Origin of the sequence: Pantoea sp. SIMBA_079 (assembly GCF_046940275.1) — a bacterium.
Classification (GTDB): Bacteria; Pseudomonadota; Gammaproteobacteria; order Enterobacterales; family Enterobacteriaceae; genus Pantoea; species Pantoea borealis.
Genome location: NZ_JAWRYR010000001.1, coordinates 1 through 19,008 on the forward strand (window position 1 = coordinate 1; position 19,008 = coordinate 19,008).

General features: G+C 56.3%; 16 protein-coding genes and 3 tRNA genes. 8 read left to right on the forward strand and 11 right to left on the reverse strand.

Translation table 11 applies throughout. The features are described 5' to 3' along the window. Position 1: 1 nt before the first annotated feature. A tRNA-Val gene (locus SB719_RS00005) sits at positions 2–77 on the reverse strand. A gap of 273 nt (positions 78–350) precedes the next feature. Here SB719_RS00005 and gltX point away from each other — a divergent pair. Further along, positions 351–1,772 carry a glutamate--tRNA ligase gene (gene gltX, locus SB719_RS00010; protein ID WP_304235545.1) on the forward strand — a complete coding sequence of 474 codons (1,422 nt, stop codon included), beginning with the start codon at positions 351–353 and terminating at the stop codon, positions 1,770–1,772. A gap of 77 nt (positions 1,773–1,849) precedes the next feature. Here gltX and SB719_RS00015 read toward each other — a convergent pair whose 3' ends face one another. Both SB719_RS00015 and SB719_RS00020 read right to left on the reverse strand, forming a co-directional pair. After that, positions 1,850–2,203: a YfeC-like transcriptional regulator gene (locus SB719_RS00015; protein WP_065648756.1), complete on the reverse strand. Its 354-nt coding sequence runs from the start codon at positions 2,201–2,203 to the stop codon at positions 1,850–1,852. Between the two features lie 110 nt (positions 2,204–2,313). Further along, entirely contained in the window at positions 2,314–3,102 is a 789-nt protein-coding gene (locus tag SB719_RS00020) for a formate/nitrite transporter family protein (RefSeq protein WP_065648757.1), read from the reverse strand. Between the two features lie 343 nt (positions 3,103–3,445). Between SB719_RS00020 and SB719_RS00025 the strand changes: the two genes are divergently transcribed. Both SB719_RS00025 and SB719_RS00030 read left to right on the forward strand, forming a co-directional pair. Further along, positions 3,446–3,521: transfer RNA gene (locus SB719_RS00025), tRNA-Ala, on the forward strand. A gap of 43 nt (positions 3,522–3,564) precedes the next feature. Then, positions 3,565–3,640 (forward strand) — tRNA-Ala (locus tag SB719_RS00030). Positions 3,641–3,875: 235 nt separating this feature from the next. Here SB719_RS00030 and SB719_RS00035 read toward each other — a convergent pair. After that, on the reverse strand, positions 3,876–5,066 hold the full coding sequence (locus tag SB719_RS00035; RefSeq protein WP_039379419.1) for a NupC/NupG family nucleoside CNT transporter: 1,191 nt from the start codon (positions 5,064–5,066) through the stop codon (positions 3,876–3,878). 366 nt (positions 5,067–5,432) lie between these two features. On the opposite strand from SB719_RS00035, the gene SB719_RS00040 reads away from it, so the two are divergent. Further along, complete coding sequence (locus tag SB719_RS00040; RefSeq protein ID WP_065648760.1) at positions 5,433–6,674, forward strand: Nramp family divalent metal transporter; 1,242 nt, start codon at positions 5,433–5,435, stop codon at positions 6,672–6,674. A 34-nt stretch (positions 6,675–6,708) separates the two neighbouring features. Here the strand turns inward: SB719_RS00040 and SB719_RS00045 are convergent, their stop codons facing one another. Together SB719_RS00045 and mgrA are read right to left on the reverse strand one after the other, a co-directional pair. After that, the gene (locus tag SB719_RS00045) at positions 6,709–7,068 is read right to left on the reverse strand and encodes a DUF2502 domain-containing protein (RefSeq protein ID WP_304235550.1); all 360 of its coding nucleotides are present in this window, start codon (positions 7,066–7,068) and stop codon (positions 6,709–6,711) included. Between the two features lie 148 nt (positions 7,069–7,216). Next, complete coding sequence (gene mgrA, locus SB719_RS00050; protein WP_304235553.1) at positions 7,217–8,206, reverse strand: L-glyceraldehyde 3-phosphate reductase; 990 nt, start codon at positions 8,204–8,206, stop codon at positions 7,217–7,219. Between the two features lie 215 nt (positions 8,207–8,421). On the opposite strand from mgrA, the gene SB719_RS00055 reads away from it, so the two are divergent. Then, positions 8,422–10,077 (forward strand): alpha-keto acid decarboxylase family protein, encoded by a 1,656-nt coding sequence (locus SB719_RS00055; protein ID WP_412158741.1) that lies wholly within the window; start codon positions 8,422–8,424, stop codon positions 10,075–10,077. A gap of 152 nt (positions 10,078–10,229) precedes the next feature. Next, positions 10,230–11,195 (forward strand): glucokinase, encoded by a 966-nt coding sequence (gene glk, locus SB719_RS00060; RefSeq protein ID WP_065648764.1) that lies wholly within the window; start codon positions 10,230–10,232, stop codon positions 11,193–11,195. Between the two features lie 30 nt (positions 11,196–11,225). Here glk and SB719_RS00065 read toward each other — a convergent pair whose 3' ends face one another. Both SB719_RS00065 and SB719_RS00070 read right to left on the reverse strand, forming a co-directional pair. Continuing rightward, positions 11,226–11,948 (reverse strand): LytTR family DNA-binding domain-containing protein, encoded by a 723-nt coding sequence (locus tag SB719_RS00065; protein WP_314687507.1) that lies wholly within the window; start codon positions 11,946–11,948, stop codon positions 11,226–11,228. Then, entirely contained in the window at positions 11,945–13,636 is a 1,692-nt protein-coding gene (locus SB719_RS00070) for a LytS/YhcK type 5TM receptor domain-containing protein (RefSeq protein WP_412158905.1), read from the reverse strand. Before SB719_RS00070 ends, SB719_RS00065 begins: the two co-directional genes overlap by 4 nt. Before the next feature lie 513 nt (positions 13,637–14,149). On the opposite strand from SB719_RS00070, the gene SB719_RS00075 reads away from it, so the two are divergent. Further along, positions 14,150–14,674: a GNAT family N-acetyltransferase gene (locus tag SB719_RS00075; RefSeq protein ID WP_314687509.1), complete on the forward strand. Its 525-nt coding sequence runs from the start codon at positions 14,150–14,152 to the stop codon at positions 14,672–14,674. Positions 14,675–14,793: 119 nt separating this feature from the next. Further along, positions 14,794–16,029, forward strand: coding sequence for an alanine transaminase (gene alaC / locus SB719_RS00080; protein WP_314687511.1), 1,236 nt, complete (start codon positions 14,794–14,796; stop codon positions 16,027–16,029). Positions 16,030–16,070: 41 nt separating this feature from the next. Here the strand turns inward: alaC and ypdK are convergent, their stop codons facing one another. The 3 genes from ypdK to SB719_RS00095 all read right to left on the reverse strand — a co-directional run bounded on the left by ypdK (position 16,071) and on the right by SB719_RS00095 (position 18,977). Beyond that, a complete protein-coding gene (gene ypdK / locus SB719_RS00085) occupies positions 16,071–16,142 on the reverse strand; it encodes a membrane protein YpdK (RefSeq protein ID WP_006120362.1) in 72 nt (23 codons plus the stop codon). A 200-nt stretch (positions 16,143–16,342) separates the two neighbouring features. Further along, entirely contained in the window at positions 16,343–17,371 is a 1,029-nt protein-coding gene (locus SB719_RS00090; RefSeq protein WP_065648768.1) for an HlyD family secretion protein, read from the reverse strand. Between the two features lies 1 nt (position 17,372). Beyond that, on the reverse strand, positions 17,373–18,977 hold the full coding sequence (locus SB719_RS00095) for an MFS transporter (protein WP_314687513.1): 1,605 nt from the start codon (positions 18,975–18,977) through the stop codon (positions 17,373–17,375). Positions 18,978–19,008: the final 31 nt, after the last annotated feature.

The window sequence follows — 19,008 nt, forward strand, 5'->3', positions numbered from 1 at the left end:
GTGGTGGGTGATGACGGGTTCGAACCGCCGACCCCCTCCTTGTAAGGGAGATGCTCTACCAACTGAGCTAATCACCCCCGCTGTGTGGAGTCGCATTATAGGGATCCTTCGAAGTGAGTCAACGCTTTTTAAAATTAAAATGTTCGTTCGCTTTAAAAATAGTCACCCTGAAGGGGTTTTAGCCAATGTGCTGGTTTTATTAGCAGAAAAAGCCATTTGCGCGGCGGCAGGGGCGGTGAGAGTGATTGAGGAATCATCCCCACCTGCTAGAATGTGCGCACTGTTTTTTCGCGTTAACCTGTTTTTTTGTCATCCAGACAAGGAAACCTGCGCATCTAAGGCAATGCTGAATGAAAATTAAAACCCGCTTCGCCCCCAGCCCGACCGGCTACCTGCACGTTGGAGGCGCCCGCACCGCGCTTTACTCCTGGCTTTTCGCACGTCATTACGAAGGCGAGTTTGTCCTGCGTATTGAGGATACCGACCTGGAGCGCTCCACGCCGGAAGCGATTGAAGCCATCATGGATGGCATGAACTGGCTGAGTCTTGACTGGGATGAAGGCCCTTATTATCAGACCAAACGGTTTGACCGCTATAACCACGTCATTGATGAGATGCTGGAAGCGGGCACCGCCTATAAGTGCTACTGCTCCCGCGAGCGCCTCGATGCACTGCGTGAAGAGCAGATGGCAAAGGGTGAGAAGCCACGTTATGACGGCCGCTGCCGCGACAGCCATGAACATCACGCCGCTGATGAACCCTGCGTGGTGCGTTTCCGTAATCCGCAGGATGGCTCCGTCATTTTTGACGATCAGATCCGCGGCCCGATTGAATTCAGCAATCAGGAGCTTGACGATCTGATCATCCGTCGTACCGATGGTTCGCCTACCTACAACTTCTGTGTAGTGGTGGATGACTGGGACATGGGGATCACGCACGTTATCCGTGGTGAAGATCACATTAATAACACCCCGCGTCAGATCAACATTCTGAAGGCGATTGGCGCGCAGGTTCCTGTTTACGCGCACGTCTCAATGATTCTCGGGGATGATGGCAAAAAACTCTCCAAGCGTCACGGCGCAGTAGGCGTCATGCAGTATCGCGACGATGGCTATCTGCCGGAAGCGCTGCTTAACTACCTGGTTCGCCTAGGCTGGTCACATGGCGATCAGGAGATCTTTAGCATCCCTGAGATGAAATCACTGTTTACGCTGGATGCGGTCAGCAAATCAGCCAGCGCTTTCAACACTGAAAAGCTGCAGTGGCTGAACCACCACTATATTACGACGCTGCCGCCTGAGTATGTGGCAACGCATCTGCAGTGGCACATTGAACAGCAGCAGATCGATACCCGTACCGGACCCGAGCTGGCAAAACTGGTGACGCTGCTGGGCGACCGCTGCAAAACGCTGGTGGAGATTGCCGCCTCATGCCGCTACTTCTATGAAGAGTTTGATGCTTTTGATGCCGATGCCGCGAAGAAACATCTGCGCCCGGTTGCGCGTCAGCCGCTGGAGCAGGTCCGCGATAAGCTGGCTGCCCTGAGCGACAGTGACTGGAATGCAGAGCAGATTCACCATGCGATTCAGAGCGCGGCGGATGAACTTGAGCTGGGGATGGGTAAAGTGGGCATGCCGCTGCGTGTCGCCGTTACCGGAGCAGGGCAGTCGCCGGCGCTGGATGTCACCGTTGAAGCAATTGGCCGCAGCCGCAGCGTAGCGCGTATTGATAAAGCGCTGGCATTTATTGCGGAGCGCGAAGCTAACGCCTGACAGTTTATCGCTCTCGCTCGCTGCGGGAGCGTTATCAGGCACAACAAAAAAGCCGGAAGCAGCTGCCTCCGGCTTTTTTATGCATCCTGAATACCCAGCCTTTCCAGTACACCGCGGATCCCTTCACGCAGTAAAAGGGCGGCGAGCTGGTCCTGTTCTGTCGGCGTCATTTGCTGGACAGAATTTATTAATAACGCAGGTAACGTATTCTGCTGGGCGGCGTAATTTGCGGCCGGTTCACTGGCGTGGCGGGTGGACTGAATAAAGCTTTTCACCCGCTCATCGATATGGATCAAACGCGCTTTGCCGCCCTGTACACCGGGCTTAGGCGTGGTGGTCCAGTTTTCGCGTTTGATCCATTTGTTCACCGTCTGCCGACTGTAGCCCGTTTCAAGCGCGAGCTCTTCGGGGGTTAGCCATTCCTTTTTCACGATGCTGTCCCTGTTGAATACATTAGCTCTACATATTACAACAAAACGTTACTGGGAAAAGTAATCCGGACAGAAAATGCTTTTTACGACCAATAAAAGACATTAATAGGTTACGAGGCTTCGCGTGCAACCGCCTGTTCAGGGCGGAAGGCCAGGAAATAGGTCAGACCGACGAAAATGGCTCCCCCTACGGCGTTGCCGAGGAACACGGCAATAACGTTAGGCGCAAACTCGACCCAGCTCATCTGACCCGCAAAGATAGCCGCCGGCACAATAAACATATTCGCTACGACGTGCTGGAAACCAATGGCAACGAACGCCATCACCGGGAACCACATTCCCATGATCTTGCCCACCATATCTTTACTGGCAAACGCCAGCCACACGGCCAGGCAGACCAGCCAGTTGCAGCCCACACCAGAGATAAAGGCATGCAGGAAATCGGCGCTGACTTTAGCGTGTGCAATGGCAACGGTTTTTTTCAGGTAATCGCCTTCCGTCATACCCAGCATATGCCCAAAGAACCACGCAACGGCCACGCTGCCGATAAAGTTCGCAAGCGTAACCCAGAACCAGTTACGCAGTACGCTCAGGCCGCTGATGCGGCGGGCAAACCACGCCACCGGCAGCGTCATCATATTGCCCGTCAGCAGCTCGCCGCCGGCCAGCACGGTCAGAATCAGACCCACCGGGAACACGGCGGCCCCCAGGAAGCTGGAGAATGAGCCCCATTCGGCAGGCAGCTGGTTAATGACGTGCAGATCCAGCAGGAAGCCGGTAGCGATAAAGGCACCAGCCATAAAGCCAAGGATTAATAGGGTTGAAACGGGCAGACGGCTTTTAGCCACGCCAGCCTGAATCGCCAGCTGGGCGATCTCTTTGGGAGTATGTAGCGACATAATTCTCTTTTTCTTTTATTAAACAATGGGATGGTTTTTTCCGGTTATTAAGGTGCTTACCCTGGCAGGTTAACCGGTTAATTAGCGTGCGAAGTTTTACACGGACCATTAACGAAAACAAGCCTGGCGCTAACATCTTTAACCTGAATGTAACCGGTCAGCGCGCTGCTTTTCGGGCACAACAGAGAGGCAGAGAGAATAAAGGGTGAAAAAAAGGTCAGCACAACACGGGTTTGCCGTCTTTTTCAGCGATTGAACACAGAACGAGAATTTGCCGTTGACACACTCAAGGCGGTTTCATATTATGCCGTCCGTCGGGTCTGCCCGGCAGTTTTTTCGGTACGGGGCTATAGCTCAGCTGGGAGAGCGCTTGCATGGCATGCAAGAGGTCAGCGGTTCGATCCCGCTTAGCTCCACCAAACCGCGCCCAACGGTTTGCACCGAAAAAATGATTCCAGATGTGGGGGTATAGCTCAGCTGGGAGAGCGCTTGCATGGCATGCAAGAGGTCAGCGGTTCGATCCCGCTTATCTCCACCAAATCTTTGTTGTTATCTGACTCATTTCCTCTGATTTCCAGTTTCTTCCTGCGTAACGCTTCTCTGTCGGTTCTGGCTGCAACTCTGCTGTCTGCAACGCACGCTTTATAGCGGCGGCTATTCCGTTTGCGAAAATGAAGGATGCGCAGAAAGCGCGGAGAAAAGCGGGACGTGTTGCACTGAGGGCAGGCTGGCAGGCAAAAGAGAGCAGGGCGGGCCGAAGCCCGCCCGGAGAATCAGAACGCGAGTACCAGACCGGCAATCGCAGCAGAGAGTACGCTGACCAGCGTAGAGCCGTAGAGCAGCTTCAGACCAAAGCGTGATACCACATTGCCCTGTTCTTCGTGCAGGCCTTTGATCGCGCCAGCAACAATGCCGATGGATGAGAAGTTAGCGAACGACACCAGGAACACCGAAAGGATGCCCTCGGCGTTCGGTGACAGCTGGCCCGCGACTTTCTGCAGATCCATCATCGCCACAAATTCGTTAGAAACCAGTTTGGTAGCCATGATACTGCCAACCTGCAGCGCTTCATGAGCCGGAACACCCATTACCCAGGCAAACGGATAGAAGACATAGCCCAGCACACCCTGGAAGCTGATGCCGAAAATCAGGTCAAACAGCGCATTCAGCCCGGAGATCAGGGCGATGAAGCCAATCAGCATAGCGGCAACGATGATCGCCACTTTAAAACCGGCAAGAATATATTCACCCAGCATCTCAAAGAAGCTCTGACCTTTATGCAGGTCCTGCAGCTGCAGATCTTCTTCGTTTTCTACGCGGTAAGGGTTGATCAGCGACAGAACAATAAAGGTACTGAACATATTCAGCACCAGTGCGGCGACCACATATTTCGGCTGCAGCATGGTCATGTAGGCGCCAACAATCGACATCGATACGGTCGACATAGCGGTAGCCGCCATGGTGTACATACGGCGCTGCGACATTTTGCCAAGAATATCTTTATACGCGATGAAGTTTTCTGACTGTCCCAGAATCAGAGAACTGACGGCGTTGAAAGACTCCAGCTTGCCCATGCCGTTTACTTTTGACAGCACGGTTCCGATACCGCGAATGATCCACGGCAGAATGCGAAAATGCTGCAAAATACCGATCAGCGCAGAGATAAAGACGATAGGGCATAAAACATTAAGGAAGAAGAAGGCGAGGCCCTTTTCATTCATGCCGCCAAAAACAAAGTTAGTGCCTTCCCCGGCATACTTCAGCAGGTAATCAAACATGCTGGCAAAGCCTTTAACAAAGCCCAGGCCGGCTTCAGAGGTCAGGAAAAACCACGCCAGCAGGAGTTCAATCACTAAAAGCTGTGCAATATAGCGAAAGCGAATACTTTTACGGTCGTGACTGACCAGCAGGGCCAGCACGCCGACGACCACCAGTGCTAAAAGGAAATGCAAAATATGGGACATATCGGCTCCAAATTTGAGGAGGGTTGTATTTTGCTGCGTATTCTATGTAACACGTTACTTAAAAACGAGATCAAACCCGCATTATAAGTATTCAGTATCGCAATTTTTTCCGGATAACTCTGCCTGCTCACATCACCGTAACAAACTGCTCACACAATTTATCCACACAGAGATTGTTTATAATTTGTTCCGGGCGTAGAGTAAAACCGGGCTATGCTTTGCCTGTGGCCGATCTTTGCGTTGATGTATAGCATTGGCTATACTTTATAGCACCATCTATTACTGCGATAAATATAACCAGATTTTACTCGCCTGTAAGCCTCTTTAAACTCAACGGGTCTACACGCGTCAGGACAGGATCACACTATGTCAGAAAGTCGCACCGCAGAGCGCGCCGCCCGCGGAGCCAGAAAACTCAAGCTTGCCCTGCTTGGACCGGCATTCATTGCCGCTATCGGTTATATCGATCCGGGTAATTTTGCCACCAATATCCAGGCAGGAGCGGCCTATGGCTATAAGCTGCTGTGGGTGGTGGTGTGGGCAAACGTAATGGCCATGCTGATCCAGCTGATGTCAGCCAAGCTGGGGATCGCCACCGGTAAAAATCTGGCGGAGCACATACGCGACCGTTTTCCACGTCCCGCCGTCTGGTTCTACTGGGTGCAGGCCGAAATCATCGCGATGGCGACTGACCTGGCGGAGTTTATCGGCGCGGCACTGGGCTTTAAACTGCTGCTGGGCATTTCACTTCTGCAGGGTGCGGTACTGACGGGAATTGCGACATTTTTGATCCTGATGCTGCAAAGCCGTGGACAGAAACCCCTGGAGCGGGTGATTGGTGGCCTGCTGCTGTTTGTCGCCGCAGCCTATATTGTGGAACTCTTTTTTTCTCAGCCCAGCGTCAGTCAGCTCCTCACCGGTATGGCTCTGCCTTCGCTGCCGGGCTCTGATGCGGTATTTCTGGCAGCCGGTGTACTGGGTGCAACCATTATGCCGCACGTTATCTATCTGCATTCAGCGCTGACTCAGCACGGTAATAAAGGCACTAAAGCAGAACGTTACTCCTCTACCAAGCTGGATGTGGCGATCGCCATGACCATTGCCGGTTTCGTTAACCTGGCGATGATGGCTACGGCAGCGGCGGCGTTTCACTTCAGCGGACACACCTCCATTGTTGATCTCGATCAGGCGTACCTGACGCTGGAACCACTGCTCGGGCAGGCCGCGGCAATTGTCTTTGGGCTGAGTTTGGTGGCGGCCGGACTCTCTTCCACGGTGGTCGGCACCCTGGCAGGGCAGGTGGTTATGCAGGGCTTTATCCGGTTTCATATTCCGCTGTGGGTCCGGCGGGTAATTACCATGCTGCCCTCGTTTATTGTTATCTGGGCTGGCTGGGACCCGACGCGCATTCTGGTGATGAGTCAGGTGCTGCTGAGCTTTGGCATCGCGCTGGCGCTGATCCCGCTGCTGGCATTTACCGGTAATCGTGAACTGATGGGAGATGAACTGGTGAACTCCCGCCTGATGCAGAACACCGGCCGGCTGATTGTGATGCTGGTGGTGGCACTGAACATCTATTTACTGGTGGGGGAGGCGCTCGGCTGGTAGCGTAAAAACCGGCGCGAAAGCGCCGGGAGAGGGATCAGTGATGGTGGTCATGATGATCACGATGATGATGCGGCGGGCCACCGTGTCGCCAGTGCTCGCGACGTTCCCGCTCATGCCGGCGTCGTTCATGTTCGCGGTCGCGCTCCCACGCTTTATGACGCTTCCACTCTTCATGACGCCACCAGCGATGCTCATTATACTGGTAGCGATCGTTCCACCAGCGCGGTTCACGCCAGTTGCCGCCATCCCAGTAATAGCCGCGACGGTCGCGTTCACCCAGCTGTAAACTGACGCCGGGAGCAAGATTGATGGTAGCGCTGGTCGCATGGGCTGTGTGTGGCACCAGCGGCGATAATGTTGCCAGCAAAACGGCAACGAAAAGTGCAGATTTCATGTTATCTCCTTGCGACAGCTTATCACTGCTGTCGTCAGGCCAGTGTGCCACATCGGACCAGCTTAGCCTTGAGATTTAGTCTGAAAAAACACGACGGCAGCAGATTATGTGGGCTGTTAATAGTCTCTGCTGCCGTAAAAGAGAGCGGTTACATCAGGATCTGATCAATGGACTGCAGCTCTTCAGAGGTAAGCGCCGGCTGGCTCAGCATGGCTACTGCATCGTCAATCTGCGCGGTTTTGCTGGCACCAATCAACACAGAAGTGATGCGTGGATCGCGTAATACCCAGCTGAGCGCCATCTGCGCCAGCTTCTGCCCGCGCTGCTGCGCCAGCGTCTGCAATTGCCGGACTCTTTCCATTTTCTCTGCGGTAAGCTGGTCCTCATTCAGAAATTTACTGCCGCTGGCGGCGCGTGAATCCTGCGGAACACCCTGTAAATAGCGATCGGTCAGTATGCCGCCCGCCAGCGGCGAAAAGGCGATGCAGCCGGTTCCCTGTTCGCCCAGCACATCCAGCAGACCCTGTTCAGGACCGCGTTCAAACAGAGAATAACGTGGCTGATGAATCAGACATGGCGTGCCCAGTTCACGCAGCAGCGCTATGGCGCGTGCGGCCTGCTCAGCCGGATAATTAGAAAGCGCAACGTAGAGCGCTTTCCCCTGACGCACGCAATGGTCGAGCGCGCGCATCGTCTCTTCCAGCGGCGTATGCGGATCGGGACGATGATGATAAAAGATATCCACATACTCCAGACCCATGCGTTTCAGGCTCTGATCGAGACTGGCAATCAGGTATTTACGCGAACCCCAGTCACCATAGGGCCCATCCCACATGGTGTATCCCGCTTTAGTCGAAATCACCAGCTCATCGCGCAGACCGGAAAAATCCTCCCGTAAAATACGGCCAAAGTTACTCTCTGCTGAGCCGGGCGGCGGACCATAGTTATTGGCCAAATCGAAATGGGTAATACCGCAGTTAAAGGCGTGACGCAGCAGTTCGCGACTGGTATCAACGCGCGTCGCATCACCAAAGTTGTGCCAGAGTCCCAGTGAAATAGCGGGCAGTTTCAGGCCGCTTTGGCCACTGCGACGATAGTGCATCTGCTGATAACGATCGGGATGAGGAAAAACAGGCATGGCTTGAGGTTATCCTGTAATAAAAAAGCGTATTCTGGCCGCTCAGTGTATGCGTTTACACTGCGCTAAAAAGCGTGAAAGATCCCATTCTGCAGAGAGATATCATGCCGTAACGAATGCTTGCCATTGCGCCCGGTGCGATCGCGATGAAAAAGTCGCTTCATTTCAGACCCATCACTGATACTCCAGAACATTCCCCCTGGAAGGAGCATCAGATGAAGACGTTCACCGTAAGCGACTATCTGTTACAGCGGCTGGAACAGGCTGGCATCCGTCACCTGTTTGGGGTGCCGGGCGATTATAATCTGCAGTTTCTCGACAGCGTGATCGCCCATCCGGCTATTACCTGGGTAGGCTGTGCCAATGAGCTTAATGCCGCCTATGCGGCTGACGGCTATGGTCGCTGTCAGGGAGCGGCGGCGCTGCTGACCACCTTTGGCGTAGGCGAACTGAGCGCGATTAACGGCATCGCCGGCAGCTACGCCGAATATGTGCCGGTGATCCAGATTGTCGGTGCGCCGGCGCTGACGGTGCAGCAGCAGGGGGAGTGCGTACATCATTCGCTGGGTGACGGCGACTTTCATCCTTTCCTGCGTATGGCACAGGAGGTGAATGCGGCAACAGCGGTGCTGACGGCAGAAAACGCTGCAGCGGAGATTGACCGCGTGGTGAGCGTTGCGCTGCATGAACACCGGCCGGGCTACCTGCTGCTGGCGGTGGATGTCGCCGCGGCTGCGATAGATCCGCCATTAGCACGCGCTGAGCCGCACAGTGAAAACGCAGATGTCGCCGCCGCGTTTGCGACGGCGGCTGAGCGTCTGCTGGCACCGGCACAGCGCGTGGCGCTGCTGGCTGACTTTCTCGCCGCTCGCTGGGGCGTAGCCGCGCAGCTGGCCGGATTGCGCGAGCTGCGCGCGATCCCGGCAGCGACGCTGCTGATGGGCAAAGGGGTCCTGAATGAGCAGCAGGCCGGTTTTGTCGGCACGTACGCGGCGGCGGGCAGCAGCGTGGCCATTCGGCAGGCAATTGAGGCGACGGATGTCACGCTGTGCGCAGGCGTGCGCTTCACCGATACCCTGACCGCTGGCTTCACCCAGCAGCTGCCTTCTGAGCGCCTTATCGATATTCAGCCGTTTTATACCAGCGTGGCGGGTGAACGCTTTGTGCTCACGATGAAAGAGGCGCTGGCCGCGCTGCAGCCGGTTTATCAGCGTCACTGCCAGCGCTGGGCAACCGGAGAGAGCATGAAGTGCGAGGAAAACCAGCAGATCGCTGCAGGGATAATCACTCAGCAGGCATTCTGGCAGGCAATACAGCACTTCCTGCTGCCGGGTGATATTATCCTCGCCGATCAGGGCACGGCGGCATTTGGCGCTGCGGCCCTGCAGCTGCCGGAAGGGGCGCAGCTGCTGGTACAGCCGCTGTGGGGCTCGATTGGCTATACGCTGCCTGCGGCGTTTGGTGCACAGACAGCACGGCCCGACCGCCGGGTTATCCTGATCATTGGCGATGGCTCAGCGCAGCTGACCATTCAGGAGCTGGGCTCCATGCAGCGGGACGGCCAGCGCCCGGTTATTTTCCTTATCAATAACGATGGCTATACCGTAGAGCGGGCCATTCACGGCCCGGAACAGCGTTATAATGACATTGCGCGCTGGAACTGGACCGCACTGCCGCAGGCAATGAGCCTGGAAGGGGCGGCGCAGAGCTGGCGGGTCAGTGAAACCGCGCAGCTGGAGGCCGCGATGGCGGTGGTCAGCGAAACCGCGCGTTTGTCGCTGATTGAAGTGGTAATGGAGAAACAGGATCTGCCGCCGCTGCTGCGTAAAGTCACCGCAGCCCTGCACCAGCGTAATAGTGGTGCAGTTTAAGAAAGTTGCCTCTATACAGATGGCCTGACAATCGCCAGGCTGTGCATCACACTGGATTAACCGCGTCCGCCTCACCGGCGGGCGTTGTTGTTTTATTGGCAGGCTTCTATAGTGTTTGCCACTATTTATGACCCAAGCGGAGCAGCAGAAGAATGACAAAATACGCCCTGGTCGGCGATGTGGGCGGCACCAACGCTCGTCTCGCGCTGTGTGAGGTTGAGACCGGCGCCATCTCACACGCCAAAACATTCTCCACATCAGACTACGACAATCTTGAAGCCGTTATCCGTTTTTATCTGGCGGAGCAGCAGCAGGCAGTGACGGATGGCTGTATTGCTATCGCCTGTCCGATCACCGAAGACTGGGTCGAGATGACCAACCACGACTGGGCATTCTCAACGCGTCAGATGAAACAGAATCTGGGCTTCAGCACGCTGGAAATTATCAACGACTTCACCGCCGTCTCCATGGCGATCCCGATGCTGACAGACAATGAAGTGATCCAGTTTGGCGGAAAAGCACCGGTTAAAGATAAGCCGATTGCCATTTACGGCGCGGGTACCGGACTGGGCGTCAGCCATCTGGTACATGTGAATCAGCGCTGGGTCAGTCTGCCGGGCGAGGGCGGACACGTCGATTTCGCGCCAAACAGCGAAGAGGAAGATCAGATCCTTGAAGTGCTGCGGGCAGAAATGGGCCACGTTTCGGCCGAGCGCGTGCTGTCAGGTGCCGGACTGGTTAATCTTTACCGCGCGATTGTGAAATCAGACGCGCGTGAGCCGCAAAACCTCAAGCCAAAAGATGTGACCGAGCGTGCATTGCAGGATACCTGTATCGACTGCCGCCGCGCGCTGACGCTGTTCTGCGTGATTATGGGACGCTTTGGCGGGAACCTGGCGCTGAATCTCGGCACTTTTGGTGGCGTCTATATTGCGGGCGGCATCGTGCCGCGTTTCCTGGAGTTTTTCAAAGCCTCCGGCTTCCGCGCGGCATTTGAAGACAAAGGGCGCTTCCGCGACTATCTGGTCGATATTCCGGTGTATATGATCACACACGATCAGCCCGGCCTGCTGGGTGCCGGTGCGCATCTGCGTCAGGCGCTGGGTCGCGTGCTCTGAGGTACCGGCGGACGGCGCGGGTCGTCCGCCTTACAGCCGCATCAGCTGCCGGAACGGTCTGGCTTTACTGCGGCTTACCGGAACCTGCGCCTCCAGATCGCGCAGCTTCAGCAGATAGGTATTATTAAACCACGGCTCTATCTCGCGAATTTTACTCAGATTCACGCAGTAAGAGCGATGACAGCGAAAAAACAGCGTCTCCGGCAGCCGGCTGCAGAATTCACTGATGGCCACCGACATGACGTAAGCTTCCCGCCGCGTATAAACAAACGTCAGCTTCTCATGCGCTTCCACATAATAAATATCGTTGATATCGGTAACGATAATGCGCTCATCTTTCTGCAGATTTACTGTCTGTGGCGTGACTGCCAGGCTGCTCTGCAGCGGCGGCGGCTGCGTGGCGGCCTCCAGCTTGTTCAGCATGGTGATAATGCGCGCCTCATGATAGGGCTTAAGGATGTAATCGAAGGCGTCGAGTTCGAATGCCTCCACCGCATGATCTTTCCAGGCGGTGATAAAAACAATCAGGGGCTTGTGGGTAAACTGATGAATATTCTGCGCCAGCAGCATGCCGTCCAGCGACGGAATATTAATATCGAGAAAAATCACGTCAACCCGATGCGTCTGCAGATATTTCAGTACATCCAGCCCGTCATCAAAGCTTGCTTCTACGGTGATCTGACTGTGCTGCTGAATCATCCAGCTAAGCTCCTGGCGCGCCAGAAACTCATCTTCCACAATTATGGCTTTCATACTGTCATTTCCGGTTGAACGCTGAGGGCGGCAGGCAGAGGCTGGCTGGTTTTCGGCAGGCTAAAGGCGATCTCTGTCCCCGGCTGGTGACGCACAATCATTAGCCCCTGGCCGGTCAGTAATCTGACACGGTGGTGGACATTCAGCAGGCCGATTTTATTGCCCGGCATCTCATTGCGCGCAACGCGACTGACCACCTCGTCGCTGATCCCCGGGCCGGTATCGCGTACTGCGATACGTACCCGGTCGCCAAGATCTTTCACGCTGAGCGTTACCACACCTTTGCCGCGGCACGGCTGAATACCGTGCACGATGGCATTCTCCACCAGAGGCTGAATCAGCAGGCTGGGCAGACTGAAGTGCAGATCGTCGTCGATATCGTAGATCATCGACAATTTATCGCCGAAACGCGCCTGCTCGATGGCAATATAATCTTTTACCTGCCAGAGCTCTTTCTTGATATCGATCAGTTGATCCTCATTGAGTTCCAGATTGTAACGCAGGTAACGCGACAGGTTGATAACCAGCTGACGGGCGGTATCGGGATTCATCCGGATTGATGCCGAGATCGCGTTCAGGGCGTTAAACAGAAAATGAGGGTTAATTTTGCTCTGCAGCGCGCGCAGTTCAGCTTTATTCGCCATCTCGCGCAGCTGTTCAGCGCGCGACACCTCCAGCTGGGTCGAGATAATTTGCGACAGCCCGATGGCCATCTCTTTCAGCGAGCCGGTAATGCGGTGCGCCCGGCGATAGTAAATTTTCAGCGTGCCGGTCACCTGGCCCTGTTCCCAGAGCGGGATCACCAGCATAGAGTGAATATCGCGCGTGCGGTGCGCTTCATCATTGTTTTTGATAATGATTTTGCCGCTGGCAATCGCCTGCGCGGTGGTAGGGCTGATGCCATCGTCGCCATTGTGATAGTTCTGTTCGCCATAGCCGACATACGCCTGGATTTGCTGCGTATTGGTAATTGCCACCGCGTCAGCGTGGATGTCGCGCCGGATAATATCGCACACTTCGCGCAGTGCATCGCTGTTTACCTGACGAAACAGCGGCAGCGTTTTATTCGCTATCTCCAGCGCCAGTTTGGCCTGCCGGGCAGCAATCGCCTCTTTTTCACCTTCTACGCTCTGCACCAGCAGCACAATCAGTCCGATACTGGAGGCGCCCAGAATCATCGGCAGAGCGATTTCAGAGACAATCGTCAGGCCGAGCGCTGCGGGCTTTGCCCAGAACAGGATCAGAAGCATGGTCAGCCCCTCGCACAGCATGCCGCCCACGATGCCAGCGCCCCAGCGCTGCTCCTTGCTGACCCGGCGATTAATTACGCCTGAAGCGATACCGGCAATAATACTGGTGATCAGGCAGGGGACTGACGTGACGCCATCGATGTCGATCAGGAAACGGTGCAGCCCGGCAATGACGCCGGTGGTCACGCCCACCCAGGGACCAAACAGAATACCGCCCGCCATCACCGCAATCACCCGGACGTTCAGCAGCGAGCCATCTACCGCCACGCCGGACCAGGTGCTGAATAGCGCAAACAGCGAGAAAATCAGGGTGACGATCGCTTTCTCGTTCAGCGTGTGCTCATCTTTCTGCAGCAGCTGGCGCAGCACGCGGGTGCGGGTAAGGAAAAACAGGCAAATCAGCATCAGCGCTGCGCGATCAAACACCGCCAGCAGCATGTCAAAATGGAAGGGCACAGGCGTTTCCGGGACAGAACATTCATGGTGTCATGATAAAAAATGCGCGCGCAATGCGCCAGCATGGCGCTGGGGGTTTAACGGGCCGCATAAATGCGGCCCCTACGAGGTGTATAACGCCCGCGGCCCCTGTGGAGGCGCGTAGGGGCGCCATTAATGGAGCCCTGGGTTAACGGGCCGCATAAATGCGGCCCCTGCGGGATTTATAACGCCGTGGATTTAACGGGCCGCATAAATGCGGCCCCTACGGGATTTATAACGCCGTGGCCCCAACGGAGGTGCGTAGGGGCGCCATTAATGGCGCCCTGGTTTTAACGGGCCGCATGAATGCGGCCCCTACGGGATTTGTGTAGGGGCGCCATTAATGGCGCCCTGGTTTATCGGGCCGCATCAATGCGGCTCCTGCGGAGTTCTGCAGGGGCGCCATTAATGGCGCCCTGGCTGTCTCTGCGGCAGTTTGCTATGTTGCACTATTCCCCGCAGCGGAGCGCCGCCATGCAACTTCTGACCCCGCGATTAACCCTGAGCCGGTTGCAGCCGGAAGACTGGCAGATTTTCAAAGCGGTACATGAAGACAGTGACACCATGACCTGGGTAGGCGAAATTCCTGACGAAAACGATATTCGTCAGCGTTTCACTGAGCGGCTGGCGCCCTGGCAGCCTGCCAGCTTTCATATGCTGTGCCTGGTGGCGCGCCTGCAAAAAAATCAGGAACCGATAGGCCTGTTTGGCTGCAGCGCCGAATGGCACCCTTATCGACAGGCAGAAGTTGGCTATATGTTACGCCATAGCCACACCGGGCAGGGCTACGGCAGCGAAGCGCTGGCAGCGCTGGTCCGTTTTCTGTTCAGCGCAGAATTTCATAAGCTGAAAGCGCTGGTGATTGAGGGTAACTGGCCATCCAGACGCATTCTGGAAAAGAATAATTTTATGCTGGAGGGGACGCTGCGGGATAATTATCTGTTAAACGGACAGTGGGTAAACGATTGGTTATTTGGTTGCCTGAATCCCGAAAAATAAAAAAATATTCTGCTGCTCTCGACAGTGCAGGGCTCTGCGCGCTATGTTCGGGATAAGGTCACAGCACGTGATCTGCGTCGCTCGGACGGTCCGGGCGCTCACGTAATCCTGAGGACACCATGGCTGATAACAGCATACCCCGTCGTTTCTCGCGTATAGAACGCCTTCCCCCTTACGTATTCAATATTACCGCTGAACTGAAGATGGCTGCGCGCCGGCGCGGCGAAGATATTATCGACTTTTCAATGGGGAATCCGGATGGCGCTACGCCACCGCATATTGTGGAAAAACTCTGTCAGGTGGCGCAGCGTGAAGATACGCATGGCTATTCCACCTCAAAAGGTATCCCGCGCCTGCGCCGGGCGATTTCGCGCTGGTACGCTGAGCGCTATGCGGTGGATATCGATCCGGAGTCAGAAGCGATTGTGACTATCGGCTCCAAAGAGGGACTGGCGCACCTGATGCTCGCCACGCTCGATCACGGCGACACCGTGCTGGTGCCGAACCCCAGCTATCCTATCCATATTTATGGTGCGGTGATCGCCGGGGCGCAGGTTCGCTCCGTGCCGCTGGTAGCGGGCGTGGATTTCTTTACTGAGCTGGAGCGTGCGATTCGCGAAAGTTATCCGAAGCCGAAAATGATGATCCTCGGCTTTCCTTCCAATCCCACCGCTCAGTGCGTTGAACTCGACTTCTTTGAACGGGTGATTGCGCTGGCAAAACAGTATAACGTGCTGGTGATCCACGATCTCGCCTACGCTGACATCACCTACGACGGCTGGAAAGCGCCCTCAATCATGCAGGTGCCGGGCGCGCGCGACGTGGCCGTAGAGTTTTTTACGCTCTCCAAGAGCTACAACATGGCGGGCTGGCGTATCGGTTTCATGACAGGGAACAAAGAGCTGGTAGCTGCCCTGGCGCGCATCAAAAGCTATCACGACTACGGGACATTTACGCCGCTGCAGGTGGCAGCCATTGCCGCGCTGGAGGGCGATCAGCAGTGCGTGCGCGATATCGCTGAGCAGTATAAGCGCCGGCGTGATGTGCTGGTAAAAGGGCTGCATGAAGCGGGCTGGATGGTGGATTTGCCTAAGGCTTCCATGTACGTCTGGGCAAAAATTCCGGAACGCTATGCGCATCTTGGCTCGCTGGAGTTTGCCAAACTGCTGCTGCAGGAGGCGAAGGTTTGCGTGTCGCCAGGCATCGGTTTTGGTGAATATGGTGATACACACGTGCGCTTTGCGCTGATTGAAAACAGCGATCGCATTCGTCAGGCGGTGCGGGGGATTAAAGCGATGTTCCGTGCCGACGGTATCTTACCGGGAGCGATGAAAGAAGCAGAAGAGACGCGTTAAGCGTGAGTCGGGGCGACTGGTATGGTCGCCCCGTCCGGTACTCAGAGCATCAGCACAAAGGTGCCGACCCAAAGCAACACGAAAAAAGAAATGCCCATCAAAGCGTATTTCACAACATAACTCCTCTGTGCGGTTACCGTGATGGCGATCCCAGACCAGCGTAACCCGAACAGAATAAGAGAAAGGTGGAGTTCATCACCGCTACACGCTTTCTACTCAGGTGGTCCCGGCCAGACCGGAACAGGATCGGGCGCTAATTTACGCGGAATCGATCCAGAAATAAATAGGCCGGTTCTGAGATATTGCTCACAATTTAATGGGTCTCAATATGCGGGATCGCCGACATGCCGACGCGCAGCTGTGCCAGATCGGGCTGACCTGCATCAAGCATGATCTTCACCGGCAGACGCTGAACCACTTTAGTATAGTTGCCGGTTGCATTATCAGGCGAGATGGCAGAGAAAGTTGCCCCTGTTGCCGGCGCAATGCTGTCAATCTGCCCGGTAAAGGTTTTACCCGGTAGTGCATCAACAGTAACGCTGACCTTTTGCCCCGGCCGCACGTCGGTCAGCTGGGTTTCCAGATAGTTAGCCGTAATGTAGAGCTGCTGCAGCGGCACCACTGCCAGCAGACGGCTGCCGGCGCTGACATAGGCGCCCGGACGTACCGTACGCTGCCCTACCATGCCCTCAACCGGGGCAACAATACGGGTATAAGAGAGATTAAGCTGCGCCTGGTCGACATTCGCCTGCGCGGCTGCGACATCCGCCTCTGCCTGACGCACGGCTGCCTGCAGGACACTAACCTGCTTACGCGCCGCGTCCAGCGCTGCTTCACTCTGTCGTACCGTGGCCGAAGCGGAACGCTGATTAGCGTCTGCTTTTTGCTGATCGTCAGCCGCAATAGTGCCGCTCTTATAGAGCTGATTATAACGTGCAGCGTTCTGACCGGCGTAGCGGGCCGCTGCCTCACTGGCTGCCAGCGTCGCTTTTGCCTGATTGATGGTCGCCTGCTGCTGCGCCAGCTGCGCCTGGGTGCTCAGCCGTTTAGCTTCGCTCACCTGCAGCGAGGCGCGCGCGGTTTCCAGCGCCACGCGAAAATCGCGATCGTCAAGCGTTGCCAGCAGATCGCCTGCCCGGACGTGCTGATTATCCTGCACGCTGACCCGGGCGATATAGCCTGAAACTTTAGGGGCGACCAGGGTGTAATCCGCATTGACCCAGGCATCGTCGGTGCGATGATCGTTGGCGGTCATTGCACGCCAGACAAAGAAGGCGAGCGCGAGCAGCAGCACTAACAGGGCGCTTAGCAGCGCCGTTCTTTTTACAGCAGAGAGTTGCATATCAGTTTTCCCGACGTGACGTAACAGGTTGAATCAATGTTTGTGGCGGCCAGACGCGATGCGCCAGGCAGAGCGTCAGCAGCACCAGCAGGGCGCCAAAGCCGGTCAGCATCAGCCAGGCATCGCTCAGGCTGAGTACCAGCGCCTGATGTTTCAGCAGAGCGGCAAATCCGCTCAGGTTCTGCACGCTGCTGGCGCTGCCATCCGGCAGCAGGGGCGTGCTGCTGTCTGCCTGCGCGCTGCTGGTCGCGGTCATCAGCCAGCTGCGGCTGGCGGCCTGATCCACCAGCACATGAGAGTGAAACTGTTCGCGATGGCTGATAAACCACTCCACCAGGGTGCTGGCCGCGATGCTGGAAAACCCGCGCACGGTGTTAAACATGGCTGAAGCAAAAGGCCCTTCCGGCGGGGCCACCACGCTGGTGGCGCTCATCAGTACCGGCAGGATCACCATCGGCTGCCCGAACGCCTGCAGGATCTGCATCAGCCAGAAGTTCTGCCGCGCCCAGTCAGTGGTGACCTGCGTGCCCAGCAGGCAGGCAGTGACCAGCAGCAGCACGCCGCAGCACAGTATCCAGCGGCAATCGACCCGGCGAATATTCAGAATGGCAGCGACCAGCGGGGCAATCAGCAGCTGCGGCAGGCCCACCGTCAGCGCCAGCGGGGCAAACTGCAGCGTACGGAATCCCTCAACCTGACCAAAATAGACTGAAGGAAGCGCAGAACCGGAGAGGGCCAGAATCAGCACCGCCATCAGCGCCAGCAGGCCGTGTGCCAGGTTGGGACGACGCAGCATCTGCAGCCTGAACAGCGGCAGCGGATGAAACCACTCGTTGATCAGAAATACCGTCAGCAGCGCCAGCGCGCTCAGCAGCAGCGCGGTAAACAGCGGCGAGCTGAGCCAGTCCAGCCGCTCTCCCTGCGTCAGAGCCAGAATCAGCAGCGCCATGCCGGTGCAGCCGGTGAGCATGCCAAACAGGTCGATCTGCCGAAAGCGCTCCAGGCGCAGCGGATCCTGTGGCAGCCCCCACGCAATCAGCGCCATCGCCAGCAGCATTACCGGGATCACCTGCCAGAATACAAACGCCCAGCCCACCTCATCGGTCCAGAACGCGGCCAGCGAAGCCGCCATATTGGGGCCAAAGGTAGCGGTAAGCGCATAGGCGCCCAGGCCATAGAGTTTGATCGGCGGCGGCAGAAAGCGCAGCGCTACCGTCATCAGCAGCGGCGGCAGCGCACCGCCAAATATCCCCTGCAGCACGCGCAGTGTAATAAACAGTGCCGTATCCTGGGTCAGCGGCAGCACGAGGCCGCACAGCATAAAACCGGCAGCAACCGCCAGCGCAAAACGGCGCAGAGAAAAGGTAACGGCAAACCAGGGTGCAATCATCATCGCGGCGACTTCAGCTGCCTGATAGCCGGAGACAATCCAGCTGCCGCGATCGTGACTGATACCGATCGCAGCGCGGATATCTGCCAGGGCAATATCCGTGACCCGGTCGTTGAGTCCTGACGTCAGTGCCGCGATCAGCACGCCCACCAGCCCGAGAGCCAGGCGCAGTGTAAACGGGTGCGGAGCTGGCGGAGCAGCGGGCGAAGCGGTCATAACAGAACTCTCATGAATTTATGATGCAGTG

Coding starts and splice junctions, on each gene's coding strand:
- gltX (WP_304235545.1), top strand. CDS start 351: ATGAAAATTAAAACCCGCTTCGCCCCCAGCCCGACCGGCTACCTGCAC.
- SB719_RS00020 (WP_065648757.1), bottom strand. CDS start 3,102: ATGTCGCTACATACTCCCAAAGAGATCGCCCAGCTGGCGATTCAGGCT.
- SB719_RS00035 (WP_039379419.1), bottom strand. CDS start 5,066: ATGTCCCATATTTTGCATTTCCTTTTAGCACTGGTGGTCGTCGGCGTG.
- SB719_RS00040 (WP_065648760.1), top strand. CDS start 5,433: ATGTCAGAAAGTCGCACCGCAGAGCGCGCCGCCCGCGGAGCCAGAAAA.
- SB719_RS00045 (WP_304235550.1), bottom strand. CDS start 7,068: ATGAAATCTGCACTTTTCGTTGCCGTTTTGCTGGCAACATTATCGCCG.
- mgrA (WP_304235553.1), bottom strand. CDS start 8,206: ATGCCTGTTTTTCCTCATCCCGATCGTTATCAGCAGATGCACTATCGT.
- SB719_RS00055 (WP_412158741.1), top strand. CDS start 8,422: ATGAAGACGTTCACCGTAAGCGACTATCTGTTACAGCGGCTGGAACAG.
- glk (WP_065648764.1), top strand. CDS start 10,230: ATGACAAAATACGCCCTGGTCGGCGATGTGGGCGGCACCAACGCTCGT.
- SB719_RS00065 (WP_314687507.1), bottom strand. CDS start 11,948: ATGAAAGCCATAATTGTGGAAGATGAGTTTCTGGCGCGCCAGGAGCTT.
- SB719_RS00070 (WP_412158905.1), bottom strand. CDS start 13,636: ATGCTGCTGGCGGTGTTTGATCGCGCAGCGCTGATGCTGATTTGCCTG.
- SB719_RS00075 (WP_314687509.1), top strand. CDS start 14,150: ATGCAACTTCTGACCCCGCGATTAACCCTGAGCCGGTTGCAGCCGGAA.
- alaC (WP_314687511.1), top strand. CDS start 14,794: ATGGCTGATAACAGCATACCCCGTCGTTTCTCGCGTATAGAACGCCTT.
- SB719_RS00090 (WP_065648768.1), bottom strand. CDS start 17,371: ATGCAACTCTCTGCTGTAAAAAGAACGGCGCTGCTAAGCGCCCTGTTA.
- SB719_RS00095 (WP_314687513.1), bottom strand. CDS start 18,977: ATGACCGCTTCGCCCGCTGCTCCGCCAGCTCCGCACCCGTTTACACTG.